This is a genomic window from Blastomonas sp. CCH1-A6, from assembly GCF_001556365.1.
In the GTDB taxonomy this organism is placed as follows: Bacteria; Pseudomonadota; Alphaproteobacteria; order Sphingomonadales; family Sphingomonadaceae; genus Blastomonas; species Blastomonas ursincola.
The window spans coordinates 35114-58628 of record NZ_LSIS01000241.1; the positions used below are offsets into that span (position 1 = coordinate 35114).

Below are 23515 nucleotides of genomic sequence, written 5' to 3' on the forward strand. Positions count from 1 at the left end.
ATGGCCGATGATGCGGCGACCGCCAATGCCAAGCTGCCCGCCTGGATGAAGCGCAAGGAAGAGAAGGATGAAATTCAGCTGCTGCCAGACGAAGCCGAAACGGCGCAGCTCTTCCTCGCGCTCGGCACGCAATGGCGGCGGCATGCGATGACCGGCATGTGCCTGGGCCTTGATTATGGCGTGATCCCGCCGACCGCGCAGATGCTGGGCATTGCGCTCGATCCTGCGCGGTTCCTGGACCTGCGCATGATGGAACAGGCCGCGCTCGACCAGATCGCCCGGAAGGCTGCACGATGACTCTCGTAGTTCGCGCCAGGATCGAGGTCGACAAGGGCAGCGCCCAGGCGGATCTGCGCCAGGCCTCGGAAGCCGTCAAACAGGTCGGCGATGCCAACCGCGAAGCTGCCACCGGCGCGGCGGCGCTGACATCTGCCACCAACACTATGTCCAGCGCCCAGCGAGAGGCTGCTCAGGCCGTGCGCGGCGAAGCTGCGGCGCAGGATGAGGCCACCCGCGCCAAGATCGCCAATACCGCTGCCGCTGGCCGACAGCGCGCCGCCTATCAGCAGCTGGGCTTTCAGGTGCAGGACGTGTTCCAGCAGTTTGCTCTGGGCATCAATCCGCTGGTGATCCTGGCGCAGCAGGGCGGCCAGGTGACCAGCGCGCTCGCCCTCATGGGCGACACCCAGCAGGGCACGCAGAGCAGGTTCACGCGGTTCATGACGTTCCTGTCCGGCCCCTATGGTGCGGCGATCCTCGGCGCGGTCACGATCATTGGATTGGTAACCTCCAGCCTGTCGGACAATGCTGAGGCGCAGGATCGCGCAACTGCGGGAGCGGATGGATTGGCCGAGGCGCAATCCGTGCTCGGCAAGATGTTTGATCTGACCAGCGGCAAGCTAGAACGGCAAAACGAGTTGCTGCTTCTCAATGCACGCCTCACGGCGATCAACCTGCGCGCCGAAGCAATGCAGCAGCGGACGAGCGCGCAGGACACGTTTGGGAATGCCGGGGATCAAACGATCCTGGGTGTTCTTCGCCGTGGAGGTTTGAGCATCGCCGCTGCTGGCGGGTTCGTTTCCGAACGGGATGCTGCCTATAATCAAACAGGCGCACGCCTCACGCGGGACTTTGAGCGTGCCAGAGACCTGTCCGACCCAGAGGCTCGCCGCAAGGCTCTGGACCGCGTTCTGAAAAGCAGTGAGGGAGCTGATTTCACAGGCCTTGAGATCACGGCCAACCAGTTCCGCCAAGCGGTGATCGACAGTTTGTCTGCCGATGCCAAGGAGGCCTTGGCTGCCGAGCTGGATAAGTCGCTCAACACTGGTGATCTCTCACCCGTATTTCGCCGTGATGGCTCCGGGGGTCGAAAGCCACCGAAGGACACCTCTGCCGACAAGGCCGCGCGCGAGGCGCAGCGCTTGCTCGATTTCACGGACGCCGCCGAGGAACGCGTCCAGCGGATCAACGAGCAGTTCAACGAACAGCCGCGTCTGCTCGACCAGGCGGCAAAGGCGAGCCGTGAGCTGGACGACATCCAGAAGGATGTCGAAAAGCGGCTGCAGGATCAGCCCGACAAGGTCAAGGAGCTGACCGCCGCGATCAAGGATGCACGCGGCGCGGTCGAGGATGCGCTGCTGCGCCCGTTCCGCGAGATGGAAGAGGCTGGCGATCGCCAGCTCGAGCAGATGATGCTGGTCCTGCAGGGCCGCGAGGCCGAGGCGGAGGCGCTGCAGCGGATCGAGCAGTATCAGGCGCGCAATGGCGATCTAGCCGAAGAACAGCGCCTGGCCGTGCTGGCCCAGGTCGAGGCCGAGCGCGAACTGGGAAGGATGATCGAAGCTCGCGGCCGCCAGCTTTCGATCTACAACGCGTCGATCGATGACACTCGCGCCGCGTTGGAGGATTTGCTGTCAGGTGGCAGCGCCAGGGACTTCCTGAAGTCCATGGAGCAAAACTTCAGGCAGTTGCAGGGTCGGTTGCTGACTGAGCAGCTGTTCGGGGATGCCTTGCGCAAGCTCGAGGATCTGGCGTCCGGACGTGACAGCCTGAAAACGCAGACTGACAAGCTGGTCGAGGACCTGGGAAAGCCTGGGCCAAAAGCATCCGAACTTGCCGATGCGATGGACGCGGCAGCGGAGCGGATCAACCAGGCGGCTCAACGGATCGCCAACCCCGGCTTGGTGACAAACGTCCCCAACGCAGTACCTTCCTCGGGCGGCGAGCTGGGCCAGGTACTGCCTGACGGAACAATCGGCGTCATGGGCCGCAAGGAGGGCAAAGGGCCGGTCGAAGTCAGCCTGGATCTCAAGACGTTCCGCTTCATCAAGGAAACCGGCACCGAAATCGGCAAATCATGGCTCAAGCCACTGGAAGGCCTGATCGGCACCAAGCTGGTCAACGGCATTGCCGGTGTATTTGGCGGCGCAGTAGCCGGTCGTGCACAGGGCGGCGATATCGGTGCAATTCTCGGTGGCCTGAAGTCGATCGAAGGTCTGCCCGATAACCTCAAGAAGGTGCTGGGCGGCGCAGATGGTGCTGGAGGGATGTTCGGCGGTGCCGTTGCAGGTTTCCGGACATCACAAATCATGGATGCGCTGGGCATCGGCAATTCAAAGTCCGGCGCTGCCATCGGCGGGGCGATCGGGTCGGCCATCCCCATACCTGGGGCTGACATTATCGGCTCGATCGCGGGTGGCCTGATCGGCCAGGCGCTGAAGCCGACCAAGCGCGGATCCGCGACCATCACCAGCGTTGACGGCGACGCGACTTCGCGCGGAAACGACCAGCAACGCATCCAGGCATCGCTCGGCCTGGCAGGCAGCGTACAGCAGCGCCTGCGCCAGATCGCTGAGGAGTTCGACGCCGAGATCGGCAGCTTTGCTGTTTCAATCGGCCAGCGGGGCAAGAATTTCCGGGTCGACACCACCGGTTCGGGTAAGACCAAGACGAAGCGCGGCGCGGTCGATTTTGGCCAGGACGAGGAAGCGGCGGTTGCGTTCGCACTGCGCGATGCGATCAGCGACGGAGCGATCAAGGGCCTGTCAGCGGCTATCCAGAAGGCGCTCAACTCCAACCCGGACGTCGACAAGGCGATAAAGGAAGCGCTGAAGGTCCGCGACGTCGAAGAGCTGCTCGACGGCATCGGCGGGAAGATCCGGAAGGAAGTGCGCGACTTCGATCGCCAGGCCGACGAGCGCCTGCGCATCGCGCGCGACTACGGCTTCGACATTCTCGAGATCGAGCGGATCAACGCCGAGGAACGGTCCAAGCTGATCGAGAGCATCCTGGAGGATCGCGTCGGCGCATTGCAGGATCTGCTCAACGACCTGGTGTTCGGCGATCTGGCCGAGGGCACCTTGTCCGAGCGTCGCCAGCGCCTACTCGAGGAGATCAGCAAGGCCGAGGCCGATGCCGCCAAGGGCATCGATGGTGCTGCCGATCGCCTGGCCGACCTGAACCGCCGCCTGATCCAGCTGTCGCGCGATGCCTATGGCACTGCAGGCAGCGAATATGCATCCGATCGCGCCCAGGCGATCGCCAGCGCCGAGCGCATCATCCAGCTGGAGAATGACCGGATCCGCGGCACCCAGGAGGCCGCTGCCGAAACCAACCGGCAGCTCGCGACGGCGAACCAGCTCAGCAACGAGCAGAACGACATCCTCGCCGAGATCAATGCCGGCATCCGCAACCTCATCACGCTAGACGGTCTCAATATCGCAGGCGGCGGCGGGGGCAATACGGGGATCGACCTTGGGCCGCTCGCGCGATCGGTGAACCTGAAATGAGCCGGGTCCATTGGGTCGAGCTTCGTCCGCGCGACCCGTCCTCGGCGGGTCTGGCGACGTTGCGCTTTGCTGGTGGTGCGCGCGAGCGCAGCTATTATCGCGAGGACAACGGCCAGCACTACAAGGCCGGGCTGGTAGCACCGCCGCGCTTTGCCGCGCGCATCGGCTTTGGTCGCGACGGCTTTACAGGGCAGACCATCCCTCAGGCCAGCCGCATCCAGATCGCCCCTGCAGAGGCAGAGCTGTTCGACAGCCTAGCGGGCTATTTCTGGAAGGATGCGGAGATCACGATCGATGCTGGCCCTGAGAGCGCCAGAAGCTTCTCTCGCCTGTTCACGGGCACGGTGGTCAGCGATGCGATCGCCGATGGCGTGTTCACCTTCACGATCGCCGATCTTTCCACCCGTTTGGACAAGCCGGTGTGCACCGCGCGCTTTGCGGGCAATGGTGGCATAGAGGGTGGCGCGGAAGCCGAGGGGCGGACGAAGCGGCGCAGCTGGGGCTATGTGTTCAATGTCGAGGGTCGCCTGCTCGACCCGGCGAACAGCATCTACGAGTTCGGCGACCCGGCTTTTCCGCTGACCGGCTTCCTTGTGCTGCGCGACAAGGGCCGCGCGGGGCCGTTTACCGTGTTGGGCTGGCAGGGCAGCATCGCTGCGACATATGCGGCGCTGCAGGCCAGCACGCCCGCCCAGGGCGGCGGTGTCGTCGCGCCTTCGATCGCCTGCGCCAAATGGTGGACCGAACCCAGCGGGCCTTTGACTGCCGATTTTATCGGCACGCCCGGCACCGGCAATTCCATGGCCGTCGCCTCGTTGATCGACGCCATCTCCGCACGCTTCGAAGGCCCTGCCGTTGCCGATCGCCTGGCTGCTAACGTCTTGCGCCCTGCAGCTGCGGGGATCCATGTCACCGACGAAAACACCACCGGTGCACAGCTGATCGATCGGCTTACGCTCGGATCTTCATTGGTCTGGGTCGCAGCGCCCGAAGGCATCATCCGGCTTCTGCCGTGGAGCTTCGACCATGTCGATGCAGAGCCGTTGCAAGGGCAGTTCATCGCCCGTGAACGGGCATGGTCGCCGCACTATCGCCGCCGCGTCGGCTTCCAGGCGAACAACCGTCGGCACAGCGAAAGCGAGATTGCTGAGAGCATCCGCCTTGACGACGGCGTCCTGTTCGACTCGATCAGGCCCTATGAGCCGAATGCCACTGCAGGCGCGGTCATCCCCGACCCGAGCAGCTATGATCCGGACGACACCTATCCGGGATATATTCGCGACAGCGATGGCAATATCCGGCCGCCGGGCCAGCTGCTCAACACGGCGCTTGGGCTGAGCCGTGCCGGCGAGCTGACAGTCGAGCTGATGCCGGAAGCAGAGCCAGTCGTCCTGGGCAAGGTGACGACAGACGGCCTGGGCGCTGCGCGCGACACTGCGCTTCGCAAGGCCGAACGCGACCTGGTCGCGATCGCCAAGGCCGCGCAAGAGGCAATGCTGAGCGCATCGCGCTTCCAGGAAGTGCTGCGCGATGCCGGCATCTATGTTGATCCGGTAACGGGCAAGATCAGGTTGCACGCGATCGAGGAGGCGCGCCAGCGCATCTCTCAGGCCGAGGTGACGCTCAACAGCGCGCTGGCCAGCATCAACCTGAAAGCCAGTGTCACCTTCGTCGAGTTCTTCGTCCAGGAGCAGGTTGCGCTGGCGGTCATCGCGCCCGAGCAGGTTGCCGACCTCGAGTTCCTGTTCTTCCGGCAGAACACCGCAGAGCAGGCGATCGAAGCGATCCAGGCGCAGATCATCACCAAGGCATCTGCCATCGAGCTTTCCCAGCTGGGCGGCAGGGTGACGACGGCCGAGAACAAGGTCAGCGCGCTTGAGGGGCAGATTACGCAGAAGGTCGATAACACGACCTTCGGCGCGCTGGACGATCGCGTCTCCACCGCCGAGCAGAAGATCGAGGCCATTCCATCGGCATCCGTGATCCGCCAGTCGGTATCGGCCTCCCGCCTGGTCGACCTGGAGCTGCGGGCCAATGCGCGCCGCGACCTGAAGGCGCTCCTGACGGGCGATGCACAGAAACGCGAGCTGATCGCCGCGATTGCCGACGCGCGCAACGAGATGGGCGCGCGGATAAACGACAACGGCTCGGCGATGGCTTTCCTGTCCCAGCAGCTCGGCGTCCGCATCGGCCAGGCCGAGGGCCGGTTTCTCAGCGAGACACAGTCGCTGGCCGATGACCTGCGCGTCGTCACCCAGCAGCTGACCACGCTCAATTCGACCTTTACCGGTCAGCTCGGAACGTTGAGCGGCCTGATCGAGGATCTCGACCAAGCCGTAGCCAACGACCGTCAGGCAACCGCGCAGCGCTTCGAAACTGTCGAATCGACGCTCGGTGGCCAGGGCGAGGATCTGGAAGAGCTCGGCGCGCGGGTCGAAGAGGTCGAGCAGGCGAGCGTGGAGCGCGACGGGGCTTTGCTGGCCGGGTTCAGCCGCCAGGCCACGGTCCAGCGAGGCGGCGACCGCAATGCAGACGCGTTCATCCGCGATGTTTTGAAGGGCGTGCTTTCCAACGACCAGCGCGCGCGTGATTTCAACCAGCAGATCGGCTTCGTGCGCGACGAGGCATTTGCCACTCTGGGAGAAAAGGAACGCAGCCTGGTGCAGCGCATCGTGGCGCTGGGGCTGCAGCTGGGCGGCCTGGTCGCCGATATCCGCGAACTCGACCGGATCGTTTCGGACAATAACGGCACCTTGGTGCAGAGCATCAATACGCTCTCGCTGAACGTGACCCAGACGATCAACACGACGCGCCAGAACCTTGAGACGCTTGTTTCGAACACGCGCGGCGACCTGGAGGCGGTCGACTCCAACACCATCGGGCGAGTCGACGGCCTTGAGGGCGATATCGATACAGCTGTCGACCTGATCGGCGATGTTTCCGACGGGCTCGCGGCCGAGGTCGTCGCCCGCCCGATCGCGATCAGCGCAGCGATCAACGATCTCCGCCAGATCCTTCAGGAAGCCGATCGGCTGATCGTGGAGGCGGTGACCACGCTGACCGGGCGCGTCGGCGACAACGAAACGACGATCCTTGAATATGCTCAGATCGTCGACGGCATTCTGGGTAAATGGGGTGTCGAGGTCGACAATAACGGTCTGGTTGGGGGACTGGTACTGCTCAGCACCCTGGAGCGCCTCGACCTGGATTTCAACGTCACCAAGGTGACGATGCGCGATCCTGTGAGCGGGTTCATCTACTTCGAGGCGACCGAGGACGGCGTCGTGATGCGCAACGTCGAGGTCGACAAGATCAAGGCTGGCGTCGTCGATGCCAGCAAATTCACAGGCTCTGCCATGGGCGAGGCAGCGCACGCCTATAATGATGGCGCCATCAATACCAACGGCACGAACTGGGTCGAGGTGCTGTCCGTCGGACTGACATCGGTTCATGGCCGCCCGATAAAGCTGATGTTCTCTGCGCTGATGAAGGACATCGTCGACCAGAACACCAAGATCAACATTCGGATCGTGCGGGACGACGGAACCGTCCTCTATGGCGGCACAGGCGGTGCGGAGCTGCACATCCAGGATGAGGGCACGCCGGTTTGCGTCCCGATCATCGACAGCGTCGATGCCGGTCGAGCCACGACCTGGTCGTTCCAGTTCAAGAAATCCACCGAGCCCAACGTGACGGTCAGCGCCGCCTTCCGCTTCGCCCAGGCGGAGGAACTCAGCCGCGTCAATCTGCAATCATCGAGCATCGTCGTGGGAGACGGTGGCGGTCCTGGCAGTGGCGATCCTGGCGGTGGCTTCAACCCCAATCCGCCTGGCGGCGGCAACCCCTTACCATGAGGAGAACATCATGAGCACCTGGTACAAGACGGGCACCGTTGCCTATACCAACGGCCAAACGATCGTGACCGGCAGCGGTGCTGGCCTCAACTGGATCGAGGCGGGCATTCAGCCTGGCGACGCGTTGCGCCTCCCGAGCAGGGAGTTCGTCGAGATCACCGCTATCCTGTCCGCCAACCAGCTCGAGATAGCCGAACCCTATCTTGCGGCGACATCTGCCGGGCATGCCTATACGATCAAGCCCACGACAGCGCGGGATGTCGAGCTGCTCACGTCGATCCAGGCGTTCCGCGGATCGTTCGAGAGCGTCCGCGATAATATCGGTTCGGGTCGCTTTCCTGTCGGCACTCTGACGACGCCTGCGGGCCGCTTCATCGGTGACGAGGACACTGGCTTCGACAGGATATACGCCAATGCCTTTGGCATCGTGGCCGGCGGTGCTCTGCGTGTCCTGTGGGACGGGGGAAACAACACAATTTTCGGGGGAGGCACGGCACCCGTCTATAATGCACCCAACCGCACGACGATGCAGATCAATGGCGTTGAAGGGGCGCTTCTGGCGTTCCTCACTGGCGACACCAAGCGAGGCTATATCTTCGCGACCAATGAAGAGGTCGCCATGGAGATCGAGCCCAGCTGCACGCTGAAGCTGAACACCTTCGGCAACAAGTCGATCACGATCTCGACGACGAACACGCCGCGCTGGGTGTTTGAGGGCGGCGGCACCTATCGCCCGGCCTCGGACAACACCTTGCCGATCGGCGCGGCGGGCAACCGCGTATCGGGAATTTTCCTCGGCACCAGCCCGACCGTCACCTCCGACGAGCGCGATAAGGCATGGCGCAGCGAGCTGAGCGAGGAAGAGCTGGCCGTTGCGCGTGAGATCGCCGATGAGTTCGGGATCTTCCAGTACCATGACGCGATCGCTGTCAAGGGCACCGAAGGCGCGCGCCTGCACTACGGCCCGCGCGCCCAGCGCGTCTTCGAGCTGTTCGACAAGCATGGTCTGGACTGGCGTCGCTACGCCTGGTGCTGCCATGACGAATGGTCGCGCCTGGTCGAGGACGAGACCGCGCCCGTCGAGACCATCCAGACCCAGCCGGTTTACAGGCCGACGGGCGAAATTGACCCGGAGACCGGTGAGCCGCTGCATAGGGTGGTCTTTGAGCCGGTGCCGGTGACCCAGCAGCAAAAGACCGGCCGCACGATCACAATTCGTGAGCAGGGCGATCGCTATGGCATCCGCTATGAGCAGATGACGCTGTGGGTCATTGCTGCCCTGCGCGCCGACAGCAGGGCTGACCGTGCGCAGATCGAGACCATGAAGGGTGAGATTGCCGAGCTGAAGGGCCAACTGGCTATGTTGTCAGCGTTCGAGGATCGCATCGCCGCACTGGAGCTTCGCGGATGAGCCTCGTCCCCAGCACCGTCCAGGAATGGCTGACCGGTCGGGCGATCTTTGCCCAAGCCGAAGATGCTGCCCTGCGCGCAAGCTGGGGCGACGTGGCGGTCGAAAGCGAGATTGTGTCACCGATTGCCGCAGCGGGTGACGCATCGACGGAGGCGGCTCGCCAGCTTTCGTTTCTGGGTCAGCCGCTGGCCGAGGAGGTCATTGAAATTCCCGGCGATCACATTGGTCTTTTGGGCACCGTGCAACGCATCGTCTGCGATCGGGCGGGCTACGCCCTGGGTCCCGCCGTCTTGGTGATCGGTGCAGAAGAGCAGGACGCCGGCGTGACCAGGTTGACGGTTCTGCGGCCAATGGGAGTGACAGCATGACCACCGGAATCGGCATCGTTCGCCCGCTGCCAGTCGCGGCGATCATCGTCAGCAATGGCACCGGCGCAGCCAACCTGCTCACGTCCTCGACGCGCGAGGTCTGGAGAGCGGCTGCAGTCGGCGCTTCGTTCATCGACCTCGACTTCGGAGCGGTCGTTCCGCTCGATACGATTTTCCTCGGCTTCACCAACGCGACCGAGACTGCGACGCTGAGCGTTTCCATCGGCGGCTCATGGAGCGGAATGACCACGATAGCGCCGCCGCGCGCCTTTCGGGTCCCACACACCATTGGCGCGCGTCACCATGGTTGTGTCAGGCTCGCCCAGCCGGTTTCGACCAGGTATCTGCGCCTCACCGTGAACCAGGTCGGTGGCGCTGAGCCGATGCAGATCGGCATCGCGCTTGCTGGCCTCATGATCGAGCGACCCTATGAATACCGGGCAGGCCGGGTGGCGATCGACCTCTCGAAGAAAACCGAGCTGTCCGATGGAGGCTATGGCATCAACCCGGCTGCCATCGTTGCATCGTACCGGTTCACTCTTTCGGGCTTGAGCGACGAGCAGGTCGAAGAGCTCTGGTCCATCGTCATGACGCTGGGTGAAAGCGCGCCGTTGCTGATCGTAGAAGGGCACGATACGCTCCGCTTCTCTCACCTCCATTATGGCCTGTTCCAGCGCTTGGAGCCGTACGAGCGGGATGAGCCAGAGGATAGCCGCTGGGGCCTGAGCATTCGGGATTGGGGGTAAGGTGGCTAACCCGGAAGCTACAGCATCCAGACGTGTAGGCTCGTCGCATGCTTGACCGTATCCTCTCCTTCGTCCGCGACCATCTCGTCGATGATGCACGCGACTGGTGGCGCTGGTGGTCTGTCCGCCTGCTCGCCTTGGCGCTGGCGCTTCAGACCCTCCAGCTGACCTCGCCCGAAGCGCTGGTGGCCTTCTGGCAATCGGTGCCGCCGAGCCTTCGAAGCATGCTGCCGCCTTGGCTCAACGACCTCATCACGGTGCTGCTGATGTTCGCCGCACTCGTTGCGCGCTACTGGAAGCAGCCTGCGCCGCCCAGGTCGCCCGAAGCATGAGCCGTCAACCGATCTTTGCAGCCATCCGCGCTGCGCGCGCCGGAGCGTCGTTCAATCAGGCAGAGGTGGAGCGTATCGACACGCTGCTTGACAGCCTCGGCGTGGCAAGGATCGAAGCCGAGAAGATCGGCCTGACATCTGCCGATTTCGCCAGCGCGGCGGCGACGCTGAAGTGCACGGTGGCGCAGATCCGCGCAGTTTGGGAAGTCGAGAGCGGTGGTGGCTGGTTTCGCGATGTCCGAGCCGACATCCTCGCCGCCGATGGTCCCGGTGGTTTTATCGACGGACCTGATCTGCCCAAGATCCTGTTCGAGGCGCATGTCTTCGATCGTGAGACCGGTGGTCGCTTCAGAGCCTCGCATCCCAATCTGTCATCGGCGAAGTGGAACCGGGCGCTCTATGTCGGCGGCCAGGTAGAATGGCTGCGCCTGCACCGGGCGATGCAGCTCGATCGCCGCGCGGCTTTGCGCTCGGCTTCGGTGGGCGGCGCGCAGATCATGGGCTTCAATCACGAGCTTGCCGGCTATACCACCGTCGAGGCGTTCTGGGACGCGATGAAGGTGTCCGAGGCGGAGCATCTGAAGGCCTTTGCAACCTTCATTCAACGCTCTTCCCTGGCCGATGAATTGCGCCTGATCAGCAACCGGTCTGCGGACTGTGTACCGTTCGCGAAAGGCTATAACGGCCCCGGCTTCCAGAAGAACCAGTACCATATCAAGATCGCTTCGGCGCATCAGCGTTGGAGCGCGAAGTGACCAGTTTAGAGTTGGGTGGGCGGGTCGGTAGCTTATCCAATAATGTGACGTTTATGATCCCGCGCTCCTTCGGGTAATCGTATCCCTGGAGTGCCTTGATGATGATCCAGGACACCGACAGCCCTTCCGCTTGCGGGCTGAGTTGCTCGATCCGATCTGGGTCATAGGTGATGATGGCGAATCGTCGGCGCGGCATGCGCTCTGTTCGCATTTTGTTCCGTATGGCGTCAACGCACCAATGGGTCAGATTTGGCCAAAATTCGCCGGGGTATTTTTGGCCAGCATTTTTGGCCAGCTACAGCCATGTCGGCAAATTTTACACCCGGTCGCCGCTGCAACAGCTCGTTAACCATTCAGGCTTATGCAAAAGCTTGGTTTTCACGGTGTGGCATGCTGCGTGCTACGTTACGCGCACAGTCATCTTCACTTCCGGCAGGGTGGTTCGCTTCACAGGTCTCGCGAGCCCCCTGCCGTCCCCCTTCCATCATCAACCCGCCAGCGAACGCAGCACCTGCATGGTGTGGGCATCGGCGGGGAAGAAGGTCTCGAGCGCGAGTTCGGACAGGGTGATGTCGCGCGGGGTGCCGAAGATCGTCACCGTGCTCATGAACGACAGTCTGCCCGCCACGGTATCGATGATCATCGGCAGTGCGATGGGCGCGCGCCCGGCCGGGGCGTTGTCATTGGCCGAACCCGGATAGGCGGCCAGCTCGTCGCGCAGCTCGGCCAGCCCCGAATCGGCGGTCAGCTCGATATCGCGATCGAGCCGGTGCAGGATATAGCTGCGCCATTGCTCGTAATTGACGATCTGCGGCGCGAGGCCATCGGGGTGCAGCGCGAGGCGCAACACGTTGACCGGAGGTTCGAGCAGGTACGGCGCGATCTGTTCGGTCAGCACGGCGAGCGCACCATTGGCCGCGACCATGTTCCAGTGCCGGTCGACCGCCAGCGCCGGAAAGGGCTCGTGCGCCTTCAGCAGATGCTCGACTGCCGCCAGCGCCTCGGCCATTTCGGGCGCCGTAAGCCCCGTCTCCTCGAACTCGGGCGCCAGGCCCGCGGCAAGCAGGATCTGGTTGCGCGCGCGCAGCGGGATGTCGAGATAGTCGGCCAGCCGAATGATCAGGTCGCGGCTCGGCTGAGCGCGCCCGGTTTCGACGAAGCTCAGATGCCGGGTCGACATCTCGACCTCGAGCGCCAGCTGGAGCTGGCTGAGGCGGCGGCGTTCGCGCCACTGGCGCAATTGCGCTCCGGCGGGCTCCTGGGTTCGGGTCTCGTGCTTCATGCGGACGAAACTAGCCGAGCGCGAGAACCGCCGCCATTACCTCGAAGGTCATCGGATCACCCCGCCAGCCCGACCACGGCAAAGGCTAGAAATGCGAGCAGCCCGGCATTGCGGTTGCTGCGGAACTTGGCGAGCGGGTCCTGAGGGTCCGCAGGCTTCAGCGTCAGAATCTGCCAGGCAAGATGCACCGTCACCGGCAGCAAGGCGAGGAGCGCGACCCAATCGGGCCGCACCAGCCAGATCGCGCCGCCCCATCCGGCAATCGCGAGCGCATAGCACAGCGCGACGCCGGGGCGCACCGCGCTGCCCATTGCCCGCGCGCTGGACTTGATGCCGACCAGCGCATCGTCCTCGACATCCTGCAGCGCATAGATGGTGTCATAGCCGATCACCCAGGTGATGCAGCCGCCATAGAGCAGCAGCCCGGCGAGCGAAACCGAACCGGTCACAGCCGCCCAGGCGACCAGCGCGCCCCAGCTGAACACGAGCCCCAGCCAGACCTGCGGCCACCAGGTGATTCGCTTCATGAACGGATAGGCGGCGACCAGCGCGAGCGAGGCGATCGCGATCAGAGCAGCGGCGAGGTTCAATTGCACGAGCACGACCAGCCCGATCAGGCACAGGCCGATCAGCCAGGCCCAGGCGGCCTTCAGGCTCACCGCCCCGCTTGCCAGCGGACGTCCGCGGGTACGGGCGACCCGGGCATCGAGATCGCGGTCGACGATATCGTTATAGACGCAGCCCGCGCCGCGCATCGCGATCGCGCCGAGCAGCATCCACGCCAGCAGCGGCCAGTGCGCACGAAGACCGCCCGCCAATGCAAGCGCATAGGCGCAGGGCCAGTAGAGCAGCCACCAGCCGATCGGCCGATCGAAGCGCGCCAGCAGCGCATAGGGCCGCGCTGCGGCGGGCAGCATCGAAAGCAGGCCGCGGGTTTCGGTGTCGGGGAGAGGCGTGGTGGTCATGGAGCCAGGCTTAGCGGGGATTCATCGCGCAAGGAACCTGCCCCAATTCCCCCGCCCCATTTTCATCGTCACCCCCGCGCAGGCGGAGGTCCCGCTATGGCGCAACGCTCTGATCAAAGCGGGATTCCCGCGTTCGCGGGAATGACGGGCAAGATGGATGGCGACTACAGCCGCGTCCTCAGCGACCACAGTTCCGGAAAGGCGCGCTTGGGCAGCGTTGTGTGCAGATAGGCCGCGCCGGCCGTGCCGCCGGTACCGCGTTTCATGCCGATGATCCGCTCGACCGTCAGCACGTGCTTGTGCCGCCAGGCCGCCATCGCATCGTCGAGATCGACCAGCTTTTCGGCGAGCTGGTACAGGTCCCAATAGCGCTCGGGCTGGCGATACACTTCGAGAAACGCGTCCTCCACCGCCGGATCGGGTGCGTGCGGCTTTGCAAAATCCCGCTCCAGCAGCGAATTGGGAATGGCAAAGCCGGCGCGGGCCAGCGCGGCGATCGCATTGTCCCACAGGCTGGGCGCGGCGAGCGCCTGCTCCATCGCACTCAGCGCCACGGGCCGGTCCTGCTGATATTTGAGAAAAGCGCCGTCCTTGAGGCCCAGCAGATATTCGACCGTGCGGAACTGGTCCGACTGGAAGCCCGAACTGGGCCCCAGCACGCCGCGAAAGCGCGAATAGTCGCTCGGCGTCATGGTCGAGAGGATATCCCAGCTCAGCGTCATCACCGCCTGGATGCGGCTCACCCGTGCCAGCCCCTTGTACGCGGGAATCAGCGCACCCGAGGCGACCTGCGCATTGGCCAGCTGCAGCTCGCGGATGATCTGCTTGAGCCACAATTCCTTGGTCTGGTGGATGATGATGAACAGCATCTCGTCATCTTCGGGCGAGATCGGGTGCTGGCAGTCCAGCAGTGAATCGAGCGCGAGATAGCGCGCATAGGTCATGGGGGGATCAAGGGGCGTATCGGTCATGCCCGGGTCATAGCGCCCGGCGCATCAAAGCGGAACCGTTCAGCGGTCGCTCTCGTTCGGCGCAGCGTCGGCCCTCGGCTCGGTCGCCGCATCCGGATTGGCCTGACGCTCGTCGAGCATTTCGGCGGCCTCGTCGAGCGCGCGGGCCTCGCCCACGGTCACGCCGCCCGGGCCCGGGTCGTTTTCGGCAGGCCCGCACGAGGCCAGCCCAAACGACATAACCCCAAACGACAGGGCCGCCAGCGCCAAAGCGCCGACGGCCCGTATCTTATCCAAGCTTCCGAAGAAGCGAGGCATTACTTCTTGGCAGCTTCGCCAGCGGCAGCAGCGGCGTCCTTGGCAGCGTCCTTGGCTTCGCCAGCAGCAGCAGCAGCCTTGTCGGCGCCAGCTTCGGCAGCGTCGACAGCGCCTTCAGCAGCAGCTTCGGTGGCTTCGCCAGCAGCTTCGGTGGCTTCAGCAGCGGCGTCGCCAGCAGCTTCGGCAGCTTCCATGCCAGCGTCGGCAGCTTCTTCAGCGGTCGCTTCGGTGGTGGCAGCTTCTTCGGTCTTTTCTGCGCCGCAAGCAGCCAGAGCCAGCGAGAGTGCGGCAACCGATGCGATCGAAATAATGCTCTTCATCTTGAACTTCCGTCCTTGTCTAAATGGCTGATAATCAGCCCAAAAGGAGTTAAACACGTCACAACCGTGCCGACAAGCTTCAGCCAAGCCCCCACTGTCGGACGCGCGCATCTAGCGCCCAAATTCTTCCTTTGCAATCTTTTTGGTTGGGATAAGCGACAAAGCGAGACACGGCTTTACGTCTGGCCCGGTCTGGTGCCCGAGCACCGCCGTCTACCAAGCCCGATTGACCACATATAAAGATTTCTTTATATGACCCCTCATGGACATGGGAACGCTCTTCCGGGCACTGGCCGACGACAGCCGATTGCGCATCATGCTGCTGCTGCAGTTGATGGAGCTTTCGGTCGGCGAGCTCGCGCAGGTGCTCGATCAGAGCCAGCCGCGCGTGTCGCGCCATGTTCGCATTCTCGCGGAGGCGGGGCTGGCCGAGCGGCACAAGGAAGGCAGCTGGGTATTCCTGCGCCCCGCGCTGCCGCGCCGCGACCACGAGGCCGCCAGGCTGCTCGATGCCTTTCTGCGCCGCGAGGACGCGGTGGGCGAGGCGCTGGCCGCGCAGCATGCCAGCGACCGGCAGCAGCTCCAGGCGATTCGCAGCGTCCGCGACGCGCGCGCCGCCGACTTCTTTGCGCAGCATGCCGGCGAATGGGACGCGATCCGATCGCTCTATCTGCCCGAGGCCGAGGTAGAGGCTGCGCTCGCAGCGATGATCGGCGAACGCCCGTTGGGGCGTCTGCTCGATATCGGGACAGGCACGGGACGCATGATCGAGCTTTTCGGCCCGACCGCCGATCACAGTACGGCGATCGACCGCAGCCCGGAAATGCTGCGCCTGGCGCGCGCGAAGCTGCAGCATCTGCAGAGTGGCTCGGTCGATCTGGTCCAGGGCGATTTCTACGCGCTGCCGCTGGCCGATGCCGCTGCAGACACGATCCTGCTGCACCAGGTGCTGCATTACGCGCAGAACCCGCAAGCCGTGCTCGATGAGGCCGGACGGGTCGCCGCTCACGGCGCGCGCATCGCGATCGTCGATTTCGCACCGCATGCGCTCGAGGAGTTGCGCGAGCGCGATGCGCACGCGCGCCTGGGCTTTGGCGACGACACCATGGCCGCGCTGCTCGGCCATGCCGGCTTCGCGCTGATCGACACGCGCAGCCTCTCTGGCGGCACGCTGACCGTGAAGATCTGGCTCGGCCAGCATCGCGGCGAGCCGGCCCGCATCCAGCCCCATGATCAGACACACGTAACGCCCAGAAAGGCCGCTGCATGACCCTCTCTCTCAAACAACTGGCCGAAGCGCGCGAGGCGCTGGGCGCGCCGCTGTTCGCGGGGCTGGCCGGTGATGTCGAAGTGAGCTTCGAGTTCTTTCCGCCCAAGACCGAGAAGATGGAGGCGACCTTGTGGGACACGCTGACCACGCTTGCCCCGCTCGGCCCCAAATTCGTCTCGGTCACTTATGGTGCCGGCGGATCGACGCGCGAACGCACGCACGCCACGGTCGCGCGCATCGCCTCCGAGACCGCGATCCCCGCTGCGGCACACCTCACCTGTGTCGATGCCAGCCGTGACGAGATCGATTCGATCGCGCAGAGCTATTGGGATGCGGGCGTGCGCCACATCGTCGCGCTGCGCGGTGACCCGCCGCGCATGGGCGAGAAATTCGTCGCGCATCCCCGGGGCTATGCCAATGCGGCGGAACTGGTGAAGGGCCTGAAACAGGTCGCGCCGTTCGAGATTTCGGTCGCCGCCTATCCCGAAACGCATCCCGATGCCGATTGCGCCGACAGCGATATCGACAATCTCAAGCGCAAGCTCGATGCCGGAGCCGATCAGGCGATCACCCAGTTCTTCTTCTCGCCCGAAGCGTTCTTCCGCTTCCGCGATGCCTATACCCGCGCGGGAATCACCGCGCCGATCCTGCCGGGCATCCTGCCGGTCAGCAATGTCGCGACCACGCGCAAGATTGCCGGGGCCTGCGGCACCGAAATTCCGCAATGGATGAACGACCTGTTCGAAGGGCTCGACGACCATCCGACCACGCGCCAGCTGGTTGCAGCCACCGTCGCTGCCGAAATGTGCCGCCGCCTCTATTCGGGCGGGGTGCGCCATTTCCACTTCTACACCCTCAACCGCGCCGAGCTGAGCTTTGCGATCTGCCACCTGCTGGGCCTGCGCGCGCCCAAGGTCGCCGCCGCTCCGGTGCTACAGGAGAATGCCGCATGAGCCCCGCCGAAAAGCTCAAGTCGATCGCCGCCACCCGCATCATGATGCTCGATGGCGGCTATGGCACCCAGATCCAGGCGCACCGGCTCGAGGAAGCCGATTTTCGCGGGGTCATGGAATTCACCCATGACCAGAAGGGCAATAACGACATTCTCGCGCTGACCTGCCCGTCGGTCATCGCCGGCATCCACCGCGCCTATCTCGACGCGGGGTCCGACATTATCGAGACCAACACGTTTAGCGCCAACCGCATCAGCCAGGCCGATTACGGCGCCGAGCATCTGGTGCGCGAGATCAATGTCGAATCCGCCCGCGTCGCGCGCGAGGAAGCCGATGCGGCAGAAGCGCGCGACGGCAAGCCGCGCTTCGTTGCCGGTGCGATCGGCCCGACCAACAAGACGCTGTCGCTCTCGCCCGATGTCAACGATCCGGGCTATCGCGAGGTCGATTTCGACACGATGCGCGACGTCTATCGCGAACAGTGCGACGCGCTGGTCGAAGGCGGGGTCGATTTCATCCTGATCGAGACGATCTTCGACACGCTCAATGCCAAGGCCGCCGCCATGGCCGCGCGCGATGCGGCGGAAGCTGCGGGCCGCGAGGTGCCGATCATGCTCAGCATGACCATCACCGACATGGCCGGACGCAACCTTTCGGGGCATACGGTCGAGGCATTCTGGCATGCGGTGCGGCACATCAAGCCGCTCACCGTCGGGCTCAACTGCTCGTTCGGCGCGGACCTGCTGCGTCCGCATCTCGCCGCTTTGGCGCGCCAGGCCGATACGCTGATCATGGCCTATCCCAATGCCGGGCTGCCCAATGACCTTGGCCAATATGACGAGCTGCCCGAGCATACCGCCAGCCTGATCGGCCAGTGGCTGGAAGACGGGCTGATCAACATCGTCGGCGGTTGCTGCGGCACCACGCCGGGCCATATCGGCGCGATCGCGCGCGCCGTCGCCAGCGCCCCGCCCCGCGCCATCCCGACCCTGCCGGTCCAGACGCGCCTGTCGGGTCTGGAACCGTTCACGATGGCGGCTTGACCCGCATTGGCCCTCTCCCGTTGAGCTTCGCTCGTCTGCGACTCAGGGGAGAGAGAAGAGCCGCGTAGCGGCGAAGGGAGAGGGGCACGGCACGACCCTCTCCGCATGTTCCCCTCTCCCAACCCTCTTCCCTCAGGGGAGAGGGCGAAAGCGAAAAAATGACCCAGTCCCCCACCCCTTCTACGGCCCAGTTCGTCAATATCGGCGAGCGCACCAACGTTACCGGATCGGCCAAGTTCAAGAAGCTGATCATGGAAGACCGCTATGAAGAGGCGGTCGAGGTCGCGCGCCAGCAGGTCGAGAACGGCGCGCAGATCATCGACATCAACATGGACGAAGGCCTGCTCGACGCGCATGCCGCAATGACGCGCTATCTCAAGCTGATCGCCGCCGAGCCTGATATTGCGCGCGTGCCGTTCATGATCGATTCGTCCAAATGGTCGGTGATCGAGGCCGGCCTGAAATGCGTCTCGGGCAAGCCGATCGTCAATTCGATCAGCATGAAGGAAGGCGAGGAGGAATTCCTCCGCCATGCCCGCATCTGCATGGATTATGGCGCCGCCGTCGTCGTCATGGCATTCGACGAGGTCGGCCAGGCCGATACCCGGGAACGCAAGGTCGAGATCTGCGAGCGCGCCTACAATCTGCTCACCGGAATCGGCTTCCCGCCCGAGGACATCATCTTCGACCCCAATATCTTCGCGGTCGCCACCGGCATCGACGAACATCGCCGCTATGCGATCGACTTTATCGAGGCCTGCCGCGACATCAAGCAGCGCTGCCCGCATGTGCACATCTCGGGCGGCGTGTCCAACCTGTCGTTCAGCTTCCGCGGCAACGAGCCGGTGCGCCGCGCGATGCACAGCGTGTTCCTGTACCACGCAATCAAGGCGGGCATGGACATGGGCATCGTCAATGCCGGCCAGCTCGATATCTATGACGATATCGATCCCGTGCTGCGCGAAGCGTGCGAGGACGTGATCTGGGATCGTACCCCAGAAGGCGGGGGCGACGCGACCGAAAAGCTGATCACGCTCGCCGAGACCTTTCGCGGCAAGGACGAAAAGGCCGAGAAGGAAGCCGCCGAATGGCGCAGCTGGCCGGTGGTCAAGCGGCTCGAGCATGCTTTGGTCAAGGGCATCGACGCGCATATCGTCGAGGATACCGAGGAAGCCCGGCTCGCCGCGGCGCGCCCGATCGAGGTGATTGAAGGTCCGCTGATGGACGGCATGAACGTCGTCGGCGACCTGTTCGGCGAGGGCAAGATGTTCCTGCCGCAGGTGGTCAAGTCCGCGCGCGTGATGAAGAAGGCGGTCGCACACCTCTTCCCCTATATCGAGGCCGAGAAGGACCCCAATGCCAAGGGCAAGGGCCGGATCATCATGGCCACGGTGAAGGGCGATGTGCATGACATCGGCAAGAACATCGTCGGCGTGGTGCTGCAGTGCAACGGATACGAGGTCGTCGACCTTGGCGTGATGGTGCCCTGGCACGACATCCTCAAGGCTGCGAACGACAACCAGGCGGACATTATCGGCCTGTCGGGCCTCATCACCCCCTCGCTCGACGAAATGGTGACCGTGGCCGAGGAAATGCAGAAGGCCGGGATGCGCATTCCGCTGCTGATCGGCGGCGCGACCACCTCCAAGGTGCACACCGCGCTGCGCATCGCGCCCGCCTATGAAGGCCCGGTGGTGCATGTGCTCGACGCCAGCCGCGCGGTCGGCGTTGCCTCCAACCTGGTCAGCGGCACGCTCGCCGCGCCGTTCATCGCCAAGGTGGCAGAGGAATATGAGGCGGTGCGCCTGGCGCGATCGAACAAGGGGCAGAACGACCTGTCGCCGATCGAGGTCGCGCGTGCCAATGCGTTCGTCGCCGACATGAGCCAGAAGCCGCCCGCCCCGGCGCAGCCCGGCGTCCATGTGTTCGAGGACTGGGACCTGGCGGACCTGCGCGAATGCATCGACTGGACGCCGTTCTTCCGTGCCTGGGAACTGGCGGGCAATTTCCCCGCGATCCTCGAGGACGAGATCGTCGGCGAGAGCGCAACCTCGCTGTTCGCCGATGCCAATGCGATGCTCGACAAGATCATCGCCGAGAAATGGCTGACCGCCAAGGGCGTGGTCGGCCTGTGGCCCTGCCAGCGCGATGGCGACGATGTGGTGATCCATGCCGATGGCCAGGAAATCCGCATGCCCTTCCTGCGCCAGCAGATCGCCAAGCGCGAGGGCCGTGCGAACATGTGCCTGGCGGATTTCATCGATCCGGCAGGAGACTGGATCGGCGGTTTCGCGGTCACCGCAGGCCATGGCATCGAGGCGCATCTGGAACGCTTCAAGGCGGCGCATGACGATTATAACGACATCCTGCTGAAAGCGCTCGCCGACCGCCTGGCCGAGGCCTTTGCCGAGCGGCTGCACCAATATGTCCGCACGACGCTCTGGGGCTATGCCCAGGGCGAGCAGCTCACCAACGAGGCGCTGATCAAGGAACAATATCGCGGCATCCGCCCGGCACCGGGCTATCCCGCCTGTCCCGATCACAGCCAGAAGCCGGTTTTGTTCGATCTGCTAAAGGCCACCGACGCCACCGGTATCACGCTGACCGAGAGTTTTGCGATGCTGCCGACCGCAGCGGTCAGCGGCTTCTATTTCGGGCATCCGGAAAGCGCCTATTTCGGCGTCGCGCGGATCGGCGAGGACCAGCTTGCCGACTATGCGACACGGCGCGGGGTCGATCTCGACACCGCGCGGCGCTGGCTGCGTCCCAATCTGGATTGATCGCAAGCGATTGACTCTGGACCGCTAAACCGCAAACTCCCGCCGCAAGTCCCGCTGCGAGGGGTTTGCGGGAGGGGCATCGGCGCGTGACACCGTCTGAACTCAGCGCATATTTCTTCGTGCAGATGGCGCTGATCATCGGCACCTGCCGGCTTGTCGGCTATGCGGTGCGGCGCTGGCTCGGCCAGCCCCAGGTGGTCGGCGAGATGATGGCGGGCGTGCTGCTCGGCCCGTCACTGTTCGGCTTTTTCCTGCCCGACCTTCAGGCCGCGATCTTCCCGCCCGAGACCAAGAACGTGCTGTTCGTCTGCGCGCAGCTCGGCGTGGGGCTGTACATGTTCCTGGTCGGCCTTGGCTTTCGCTCCGACCATTTCCGCGCGCAGATCGGCAGTGCGGCAGCGGTTTCCTTCACCGGCATGGCTGTGCCGTTCATCGTCGCGATGCTGCTTGCACCCCGGCTGCAGAACGTCCCCGGCCTGTTCGCCAGCGACGTCAACCAGTTCCAGGCGACGCTGTTCCTCGGCGCGTGCATTGCGATCACCGCCTTCCCGATGCTCGCGCGCATCATCCACGAACGGGGACTCACCGACACCAAGCTCGGCAGCCTGACCCTTTCTGCCGGCGCCATCGACGATGCCGCCGCCTGGACGGTGCTCGCGATCGTGCTGGCAAGCTTCGGCGACGGGCCGGGCGTCGCAATCAAGGCAATTGCCGGCGGGGCGAGCTTTGCGGCGTTCATGCTGATTTTCGGGCGCAGGCTGCTCGCGCCGCTCGGCCGCATCACCGAACGCAACGGCAAGGTGACGCACTCGATGCTCGCCGCCGTGCTCGTGCTGTTCATGCTCGCCGCCTTTGCCATGGATTATATCGGCATCCACGCGGTGCTGGGCGGTTTCCTGCTCGGCATCTGCATGCCCCGCGGAATGCTGTCGAGCGAATTGCAGCGCCAGCTCGAACCGATCATCATGGTGCTGCTGATCCCCATGTTCTTCGCCTATTCGGGGCTGAACACGCAGCTGACCGTGGTCAACAATGCCGAGCTGCTCGCGATCGCGATGGGCATTCTGGCGGCCTCGATCCTGGCCAAGGGGGTCGCCTGCTACGCCGCCGCACGCATAACCGGGCAGGACAATGCGACCGCCATGGCGATCGGCGCGCTGATGAATGCGCGCGGGATGATGGAACTGATCATCATCAATATCGGCCTGCAGCGCGGGATCATTGGCCCGGCGCTGTTCTCGATGCTGGTGATCATGGCGATCGTGACGACCTTCATGGCCTCGCCGCTGTTCGACCTGGTCTACGGGCGCAGGCACAAGACGGAAGGCGAGGCCGAGCCGGTAACCGATGAACCCGCGCCTGTACCGTGACGGGACGGCGCTTGCGTTAACCCTCTAAAATCCGGCATTTCCCAGCGAGCATGGTATGACATTGGGCATGACCACGCTTCGCATCATCCTTGTCGCCGCGCTGGCCCTGATCAGTGCCCTGCCCCTTTTCGCGCAACAGCAGCGTCCCATGCCCTATCGCATCGCCGAGACCGGCAAGACCTATCGCTCGCTGTCCGATGCCGTGAACAAGATCGGCGGCGGCACCGGCACGATCGAGGTCGCACCCGGCATCTGGCGCGATTGCGCGGTGCAGGAGGCGGGCAACATCACCTATCGCGCCGCCACCCCGGGCACCGCGATCTTCGACGGCGGTGTGTGCGAAGGCAAGGCGACGCTGGTGCTGCGCGGCCGCAGCGCACGGGTCGAGGGGCTGATCTTCCAGAATATCGGCGTGCCCGATGAGAACGGCGCCGGCATCAGGCTGGAATGGGGCGATCTCAGCGTGTTCAACAGCCTGTTCCGCAACAGCCAGCAGGGCATTCTCACGGCCCAGAATCCGGGCGGACGGATCGTCATCGACAAGTCGAGCTTTTCGGGCCTCGGCATCTGCGCGTCGGATTGCGCGCATTCGATCTATATCGGCGATTACGGATCGCTCACCGTCACCCGCTCGCGCTTCGAACGCGGCCAGGGCGGCCATTATGTGAAGAGCCGCGCTGCGCAGGTGTCGATCACCGACTCGAGCTTCGACGACAGCCAGGGCAATGGCACCAACTACATGATCGACCTGCCTGGCGGCGCGAGCGGCGAGATCACCCGCAACATCTTCGTCCAGGGTCAGAACAAGGAAAACTGGTCGGCCTTTATCGCTGTCGCCGCCGAAGGTCGCAGCTACAGCTCCGCGGGGCTACAGATCTACGGCAATGATGCGAGCCTGGCCCCCGGCGTCGATCGCGCCACCTGGTTCATCGCCAACTGGAGCCGTGACCGCATCCCTCTGGGCGAAAACCGGTTGGGCAGGGGCTTGAGCGCCTACGATCAGCGGTAAC

19 protein-coding genes are annotated in these 23515 nt (G+C 64.2%); 14 read left to right on the plus strand and 5 right to left on the minus strand.

Going from position 1 to position 23515, the window contains the following annotated elements:
- The 8 genes from AX735_RS11110 to AX735_RS11145 are packed head-to-tail and all read left to right on the plus strand — an operon-like array spanning position 1 to position 11254.
- Entirely contained in the window at positions 1-297 is a 297-nt protein-coding gene (locus AX735_RS11110) for a DUF1799 domain-containing protein (RefSeq protein WP_231750093.1), read from the plus strand.
- Positions 294-3788 carry a phage tail length tape measure family protein gene (locus tag AX735_RS11115; RefSeq protein WP_066279861.1) on the plus strand — a complete coding sequence of 1165 codons (3495 nt, stop codon included), beginning with the start codon at positions 294-296 and terminating at the stop codon, positions 3786-3788. The genes AX735_RS11110 and AX735_RS11115 overlap by 4 nt, the downstream gene beginning before the upstream one ends.
- Complete coding sequence (locus tag AX735_RS11120) at positions 3785-7642, plus strand: hypothetical protein (protein ID WP_066279865.1); 3858 nt, start codon at positions 3785-3787, stop codon at positions 7640-7642. Before AX735_RS11115 ends, AX735_RS11120 begins: the two co-directional genes overlap by 4 nt.
- A 10-nt stretch (positions 7643-7652) precedes the next feature.
- On the plus strand, positions 7653-9053 hold the full coding sequence (locus AX735_RS11125; protein ID WP_156447481.1) for a tail fiber domain-containing protein: 1401 nt from the start codon (positions 7653-7655) through the stop codon (positions 9051-9053).
- Positions 9050-9421, plus strand: coding sequence for a hypothetical protein (locus AX735_RS11130; protein WP_066279870.1), 372 nt, complete (start codon positions 9050-9052; stop codon positions 9419-9421). The genes AX735_RS11125 and AX735_RS11130 overlap by 4 nt, the downstream gene beginning before the upstream one ends.
- Positions 9418-10167 carry a hypothetical protein gene (locus AX735_RS11135; protein WP_066279878.1) on the plus strand — a complete coding sequence of 250 codons (750 nt, stop codon included), beginning with the start codon at positions 9418-9420 and terminating at the stop codon, positions 10165-10167. Before AX735_RS11130 ends, AX735_RS11135 begins: the two co-directional genes overlap by 4 nt.
- A gap of 47 nt (positions 10168-10214) precedes the next feature.
- Positions 10215-10499: a DUF7940 domain-containing protein gene (locus AX735_RS11140; RefSeq protein WP_066279879.1), complete on the plus strand. Its 285-nt coding sequence runs from the start codon at positions 10215-10217 to the stop codon at positions 10497-10499.
- Positions 10496-11254, plus strand: coding sequence for an N-acetylmuramidase family protein (locus AX735_RS11145; RefSeq protein ID WP_066279881.1), 759 nt, complete (start codon positions 10496-10498; stop codon positions 11252-11254). The genes AX735_RS11140 and AX735_RS11145 overlap by 4 nt, the downstream gene beginning before the upstream one ends.
- Positions 11255-11741: 487 nt before the next feature.
- On the opposite strand, the gene AX735_RS11150 is transcribed toward AX735_RS11145, so the two are convergent.
- From AX735_RS11150 to AX735_RS11170, 5 genes are all read right to left on the minus strand, one after another.
- Complete coding sequence (locus tag AX735_RS11150; protein ID WP_066279888.1) at positions 11742-12536, minus strand: helix-turn-helix domain-containing protein; 795 nt, start codon at positions 12534-12536, stop codon at positions 11742-11744.
- 56 nt (positions 12537-12592) lie between these two features.
- Positions 12593-13501: a 4-hydroxybenzoate octaprenyltransferase gene (ubiA, locus tag AX735_RS11155; RefSeq protein ID WP_066279894.1), complete on the minus strand. Its 909-nt coding sequence runs from the start codon at positions 13499-13501 to the stop codon at positions 12593-12595.
- Positions 13502-13665: 164 nt separating this feature from the next.
- On the minus strand, positions 13666-14472 hold the full coding sequence (locus AX735_RS11160; protein ID WP_066279897.1) for a tryptophan 2,3-dioxygenase: 807 nt from the start codon (positions 14470-14472) through the stop codon (positions 13666-13668).
- Between the two features lie 39 nt (positions 14473-14511).
- Positions 14512-14691 (minus strand): hypothetical protein, encoded by a 180-nt coding sequence (locus AX735_RS11165; protein WP_066279902.1) that lies wholly within the window; start codon positions 14689-14691, stop codon positions 14512-14514.
- 77 nt (positions 14692-14768) lie between these two features.
- Positions 14769-15200, minus strand: a complete 432-nt coding sequence (locus AX735_RS11170) for a hypothetical protein (RefSeq protein WP_202189555.1) — start codon at positions 15198-15200, stop codon at positions 14769-14771.
- Positions 15201-15351: 151 nt separating this feature from the next.
- On the opposite strand from AX735_RS11170, the gene AX735_RS11175 reads away from it, so the two are divergent.
- The 6 genes from AX735_RS11175 to AX735_RS11200 all read left to right on the plus strand — a co-directional run bounded on the left by AX735_RS11175 (position 15352) and on the right by AX735_RS11200 (position 23514).
- A complete protein-coding gene (locus tag AX735_RS11175) occupies positions 15352-16359 on the plus strand; it encodes a metalloregulator ArsR/SmtB family transcription factor (protein WP_082751046.1) in 1008 nt (335 codons plus the stop codon).
- Positions 16356-17312 (plus strand): methylenetetrahydrofolate reductase [NAD(P)H], encoded by a 957-nt coding sequence (gene metF / locus AX735_RS11180; RefSeq protein ID WP_066279905.1) that lies wholly within the window; start codon positions 16356-16358, stop codon positions 17310-17312. Before AX735_RS11175 ends, metF begins: the two co-directional genes overlap by 4 nt.
- Complete coding sequence (locus tag AX735_RS11185) at positions 17309-18355, plus strand: homocysteine S-methyltransferase family protein (RefSeq protein WP_066279907.1); 1047 nt, start codon at positions 17309-17311, stop codon at positions 18353-18355. The genes metF and AX735_RS11185 overlap by 4 nt, the downstream gene beginning before the upstream one ends.
- Before the next feature lie 158 nt (positions 18356-18513).
- Positions 18514-21135 carry a methionine synthase gene (gene metH, locus AX735_RS11190; RefSeq protein ID WP_066279908.1) on the plus strand — a complete coding sequence of 874 codons (2622 nt, stop codon included), beginning with the start codon at positions 18514-18516 and terminating at the stop codon, positions 21133-21135.
- An 86-nt stretch (positions 21136-21221) separates the two neighbouring features.
- A complete protein-coding gene (locus AX735_RS11195) occupies positions 21222-22505 on the plus strand; it encodes a cation:proton antiporter (RefSeq protein ID WP_066279913.1) in 1284 nt (427 codons plus the stop codon).
- Between the two features lie 67 nt (positions 22506-22572).
- Entirely contained in the window at positions 22573-23514 is a 942-nt protein-coding gene (locus AX735_RS11200; protein WP_066279919.1) for a right-handed parallel beta-helix repeat-containing protein, read from the plus strand.
- The last annotated feature ends 1 nt before the right edge of the window (position 23515 follow it).

Excerpts from the sequence above, each read along its gene's own strand:
- AX735_RS11130 (WP_066279870.1), top strand. The coding sequence starts at position 9,050 with ATGAGCCTCGTCCCCAGCACCGTCCAGGAATGGCTGACCGGTCGGGCG.
- AX735_RS11200 (WP_066279919.1), top strand. The coding sequence starts at position 22,573 with ATGACCACGCTTCGCATCATCCTTGTCGCCGCGCTGGCCCTGATCAGT.
- AX735_RS11115 (WP_066279861.1), top strand. The coding sequence starts at position 294 with ATGACTCTCGTAGTTCGCGCCAGGATCGAGGTCGACAAGGGCAGCGCC.
- AX735_RS11140 (WP_066279879.1), top strand. The coding sequence starts at position 10,215 with ATGCTTGACCGTATCCTCTCCTTCGTCCGCGACCATCTCGTCGATGAT.
- metH (WP_066279908.1), top strand. The coding sequence starts at position 18,514 with ATGACCCAGTCCCCCACCCCTTCTACGGCCCAGTTCGTCAATATCGGC.
- AX735_RS11110 (WP_231750093.1), top strand. The coding sequence starts at position 1 with ATGGCCGATGATGCGGCGACCGCCAATGCCAAGCTGCCCGCCTGGATG.
- AX735_RS11185 (WP_066279907.1), top strand. The coding sequence starts at position 17,309 with ATGAGCCCCGCCGAAAAGCTCAAGTCGATCGCCGCCACCCGCATCATG.
- AX735_RS11135 (WP_066279878.1), top strand. The coding sequence starts at position 9,418 with ATGACCACCGGAATCGGCATCGTTCGCCCGCTGCCAGTCGCGGCGATC.
- AX735_RS11150 (WP_066279888.1), bottom strand. The coding sequence starts at position 12,536 with ATGAAGCACGAGACCCGAACCCAGGAGCCCGCCGGAGCGCAATTGCGC.
- ubiA (WP_066279894.1), bottom strand. The coding sequence starts at position 13,501 with ATGACCACCACGCCTCTCCCCGACACCGAAACCCGCGGCCTGCTTTCG.
- AX735_RS11145 (WP_066279881.1), top strand. The coding sequence starts at position 10,496 with ATGAGCCGTCAACCGATCTTTGCAGCCATCCGCGCTGCGCGCGCCGGA.
- metF (WP_066279905.1), top strand. The coding sequence starts at position 16,356 with ATGACCCTCTCTCTCAAACAACTGGCCGAAGCGCGCGAGGCGCTGGGC.
- AX735_RS11160 (WP_066279897.1), bottom strand. The coding sequence starts at position 14,472 with ATGACCGATACGCCCCTTGATCCCCCCATGACCTATGCGCGCTATCTC.
- AX735_RS11125 (WP_156447481.1), top strand. The coding sequence starts at position 7,653 with ATGAGCACCTGGTACAAGACGGGCACCGTTGCCTATACCAACGGCCAA.
- AX735_RS11165 (WP_066279902.1), bottom strand. The coding sequence starts at position 14,691 with ATGTCGTTTGGGCTGGCCTCGTGCGGGCCTGCCGAAAACGACCCGGGC.
- AX735_RS11120 (WP_066279865.1), top strand. The coding sequence starts at position 3,785 with ATGAGCCGGGTCCATTGGGTCGAGCTTCGTCCGCGCGACCCGTCCTCG.
- AX735_RS11175 (WP_082751046.1), top strand. The coding sequence starts at position 15,352 with ATGGACATGGGAACGCTCTTCCGGGCACTGGCCGACGACAGCCGATTG.
- AX735_RS11170 (WP_202189555.1), bottom strand. The coding sequence starts at position 15,200 with ATGCGCGCGTCCGACAGTGGGGGCTTGGCTGAAGCTTGTCGGCACGGT.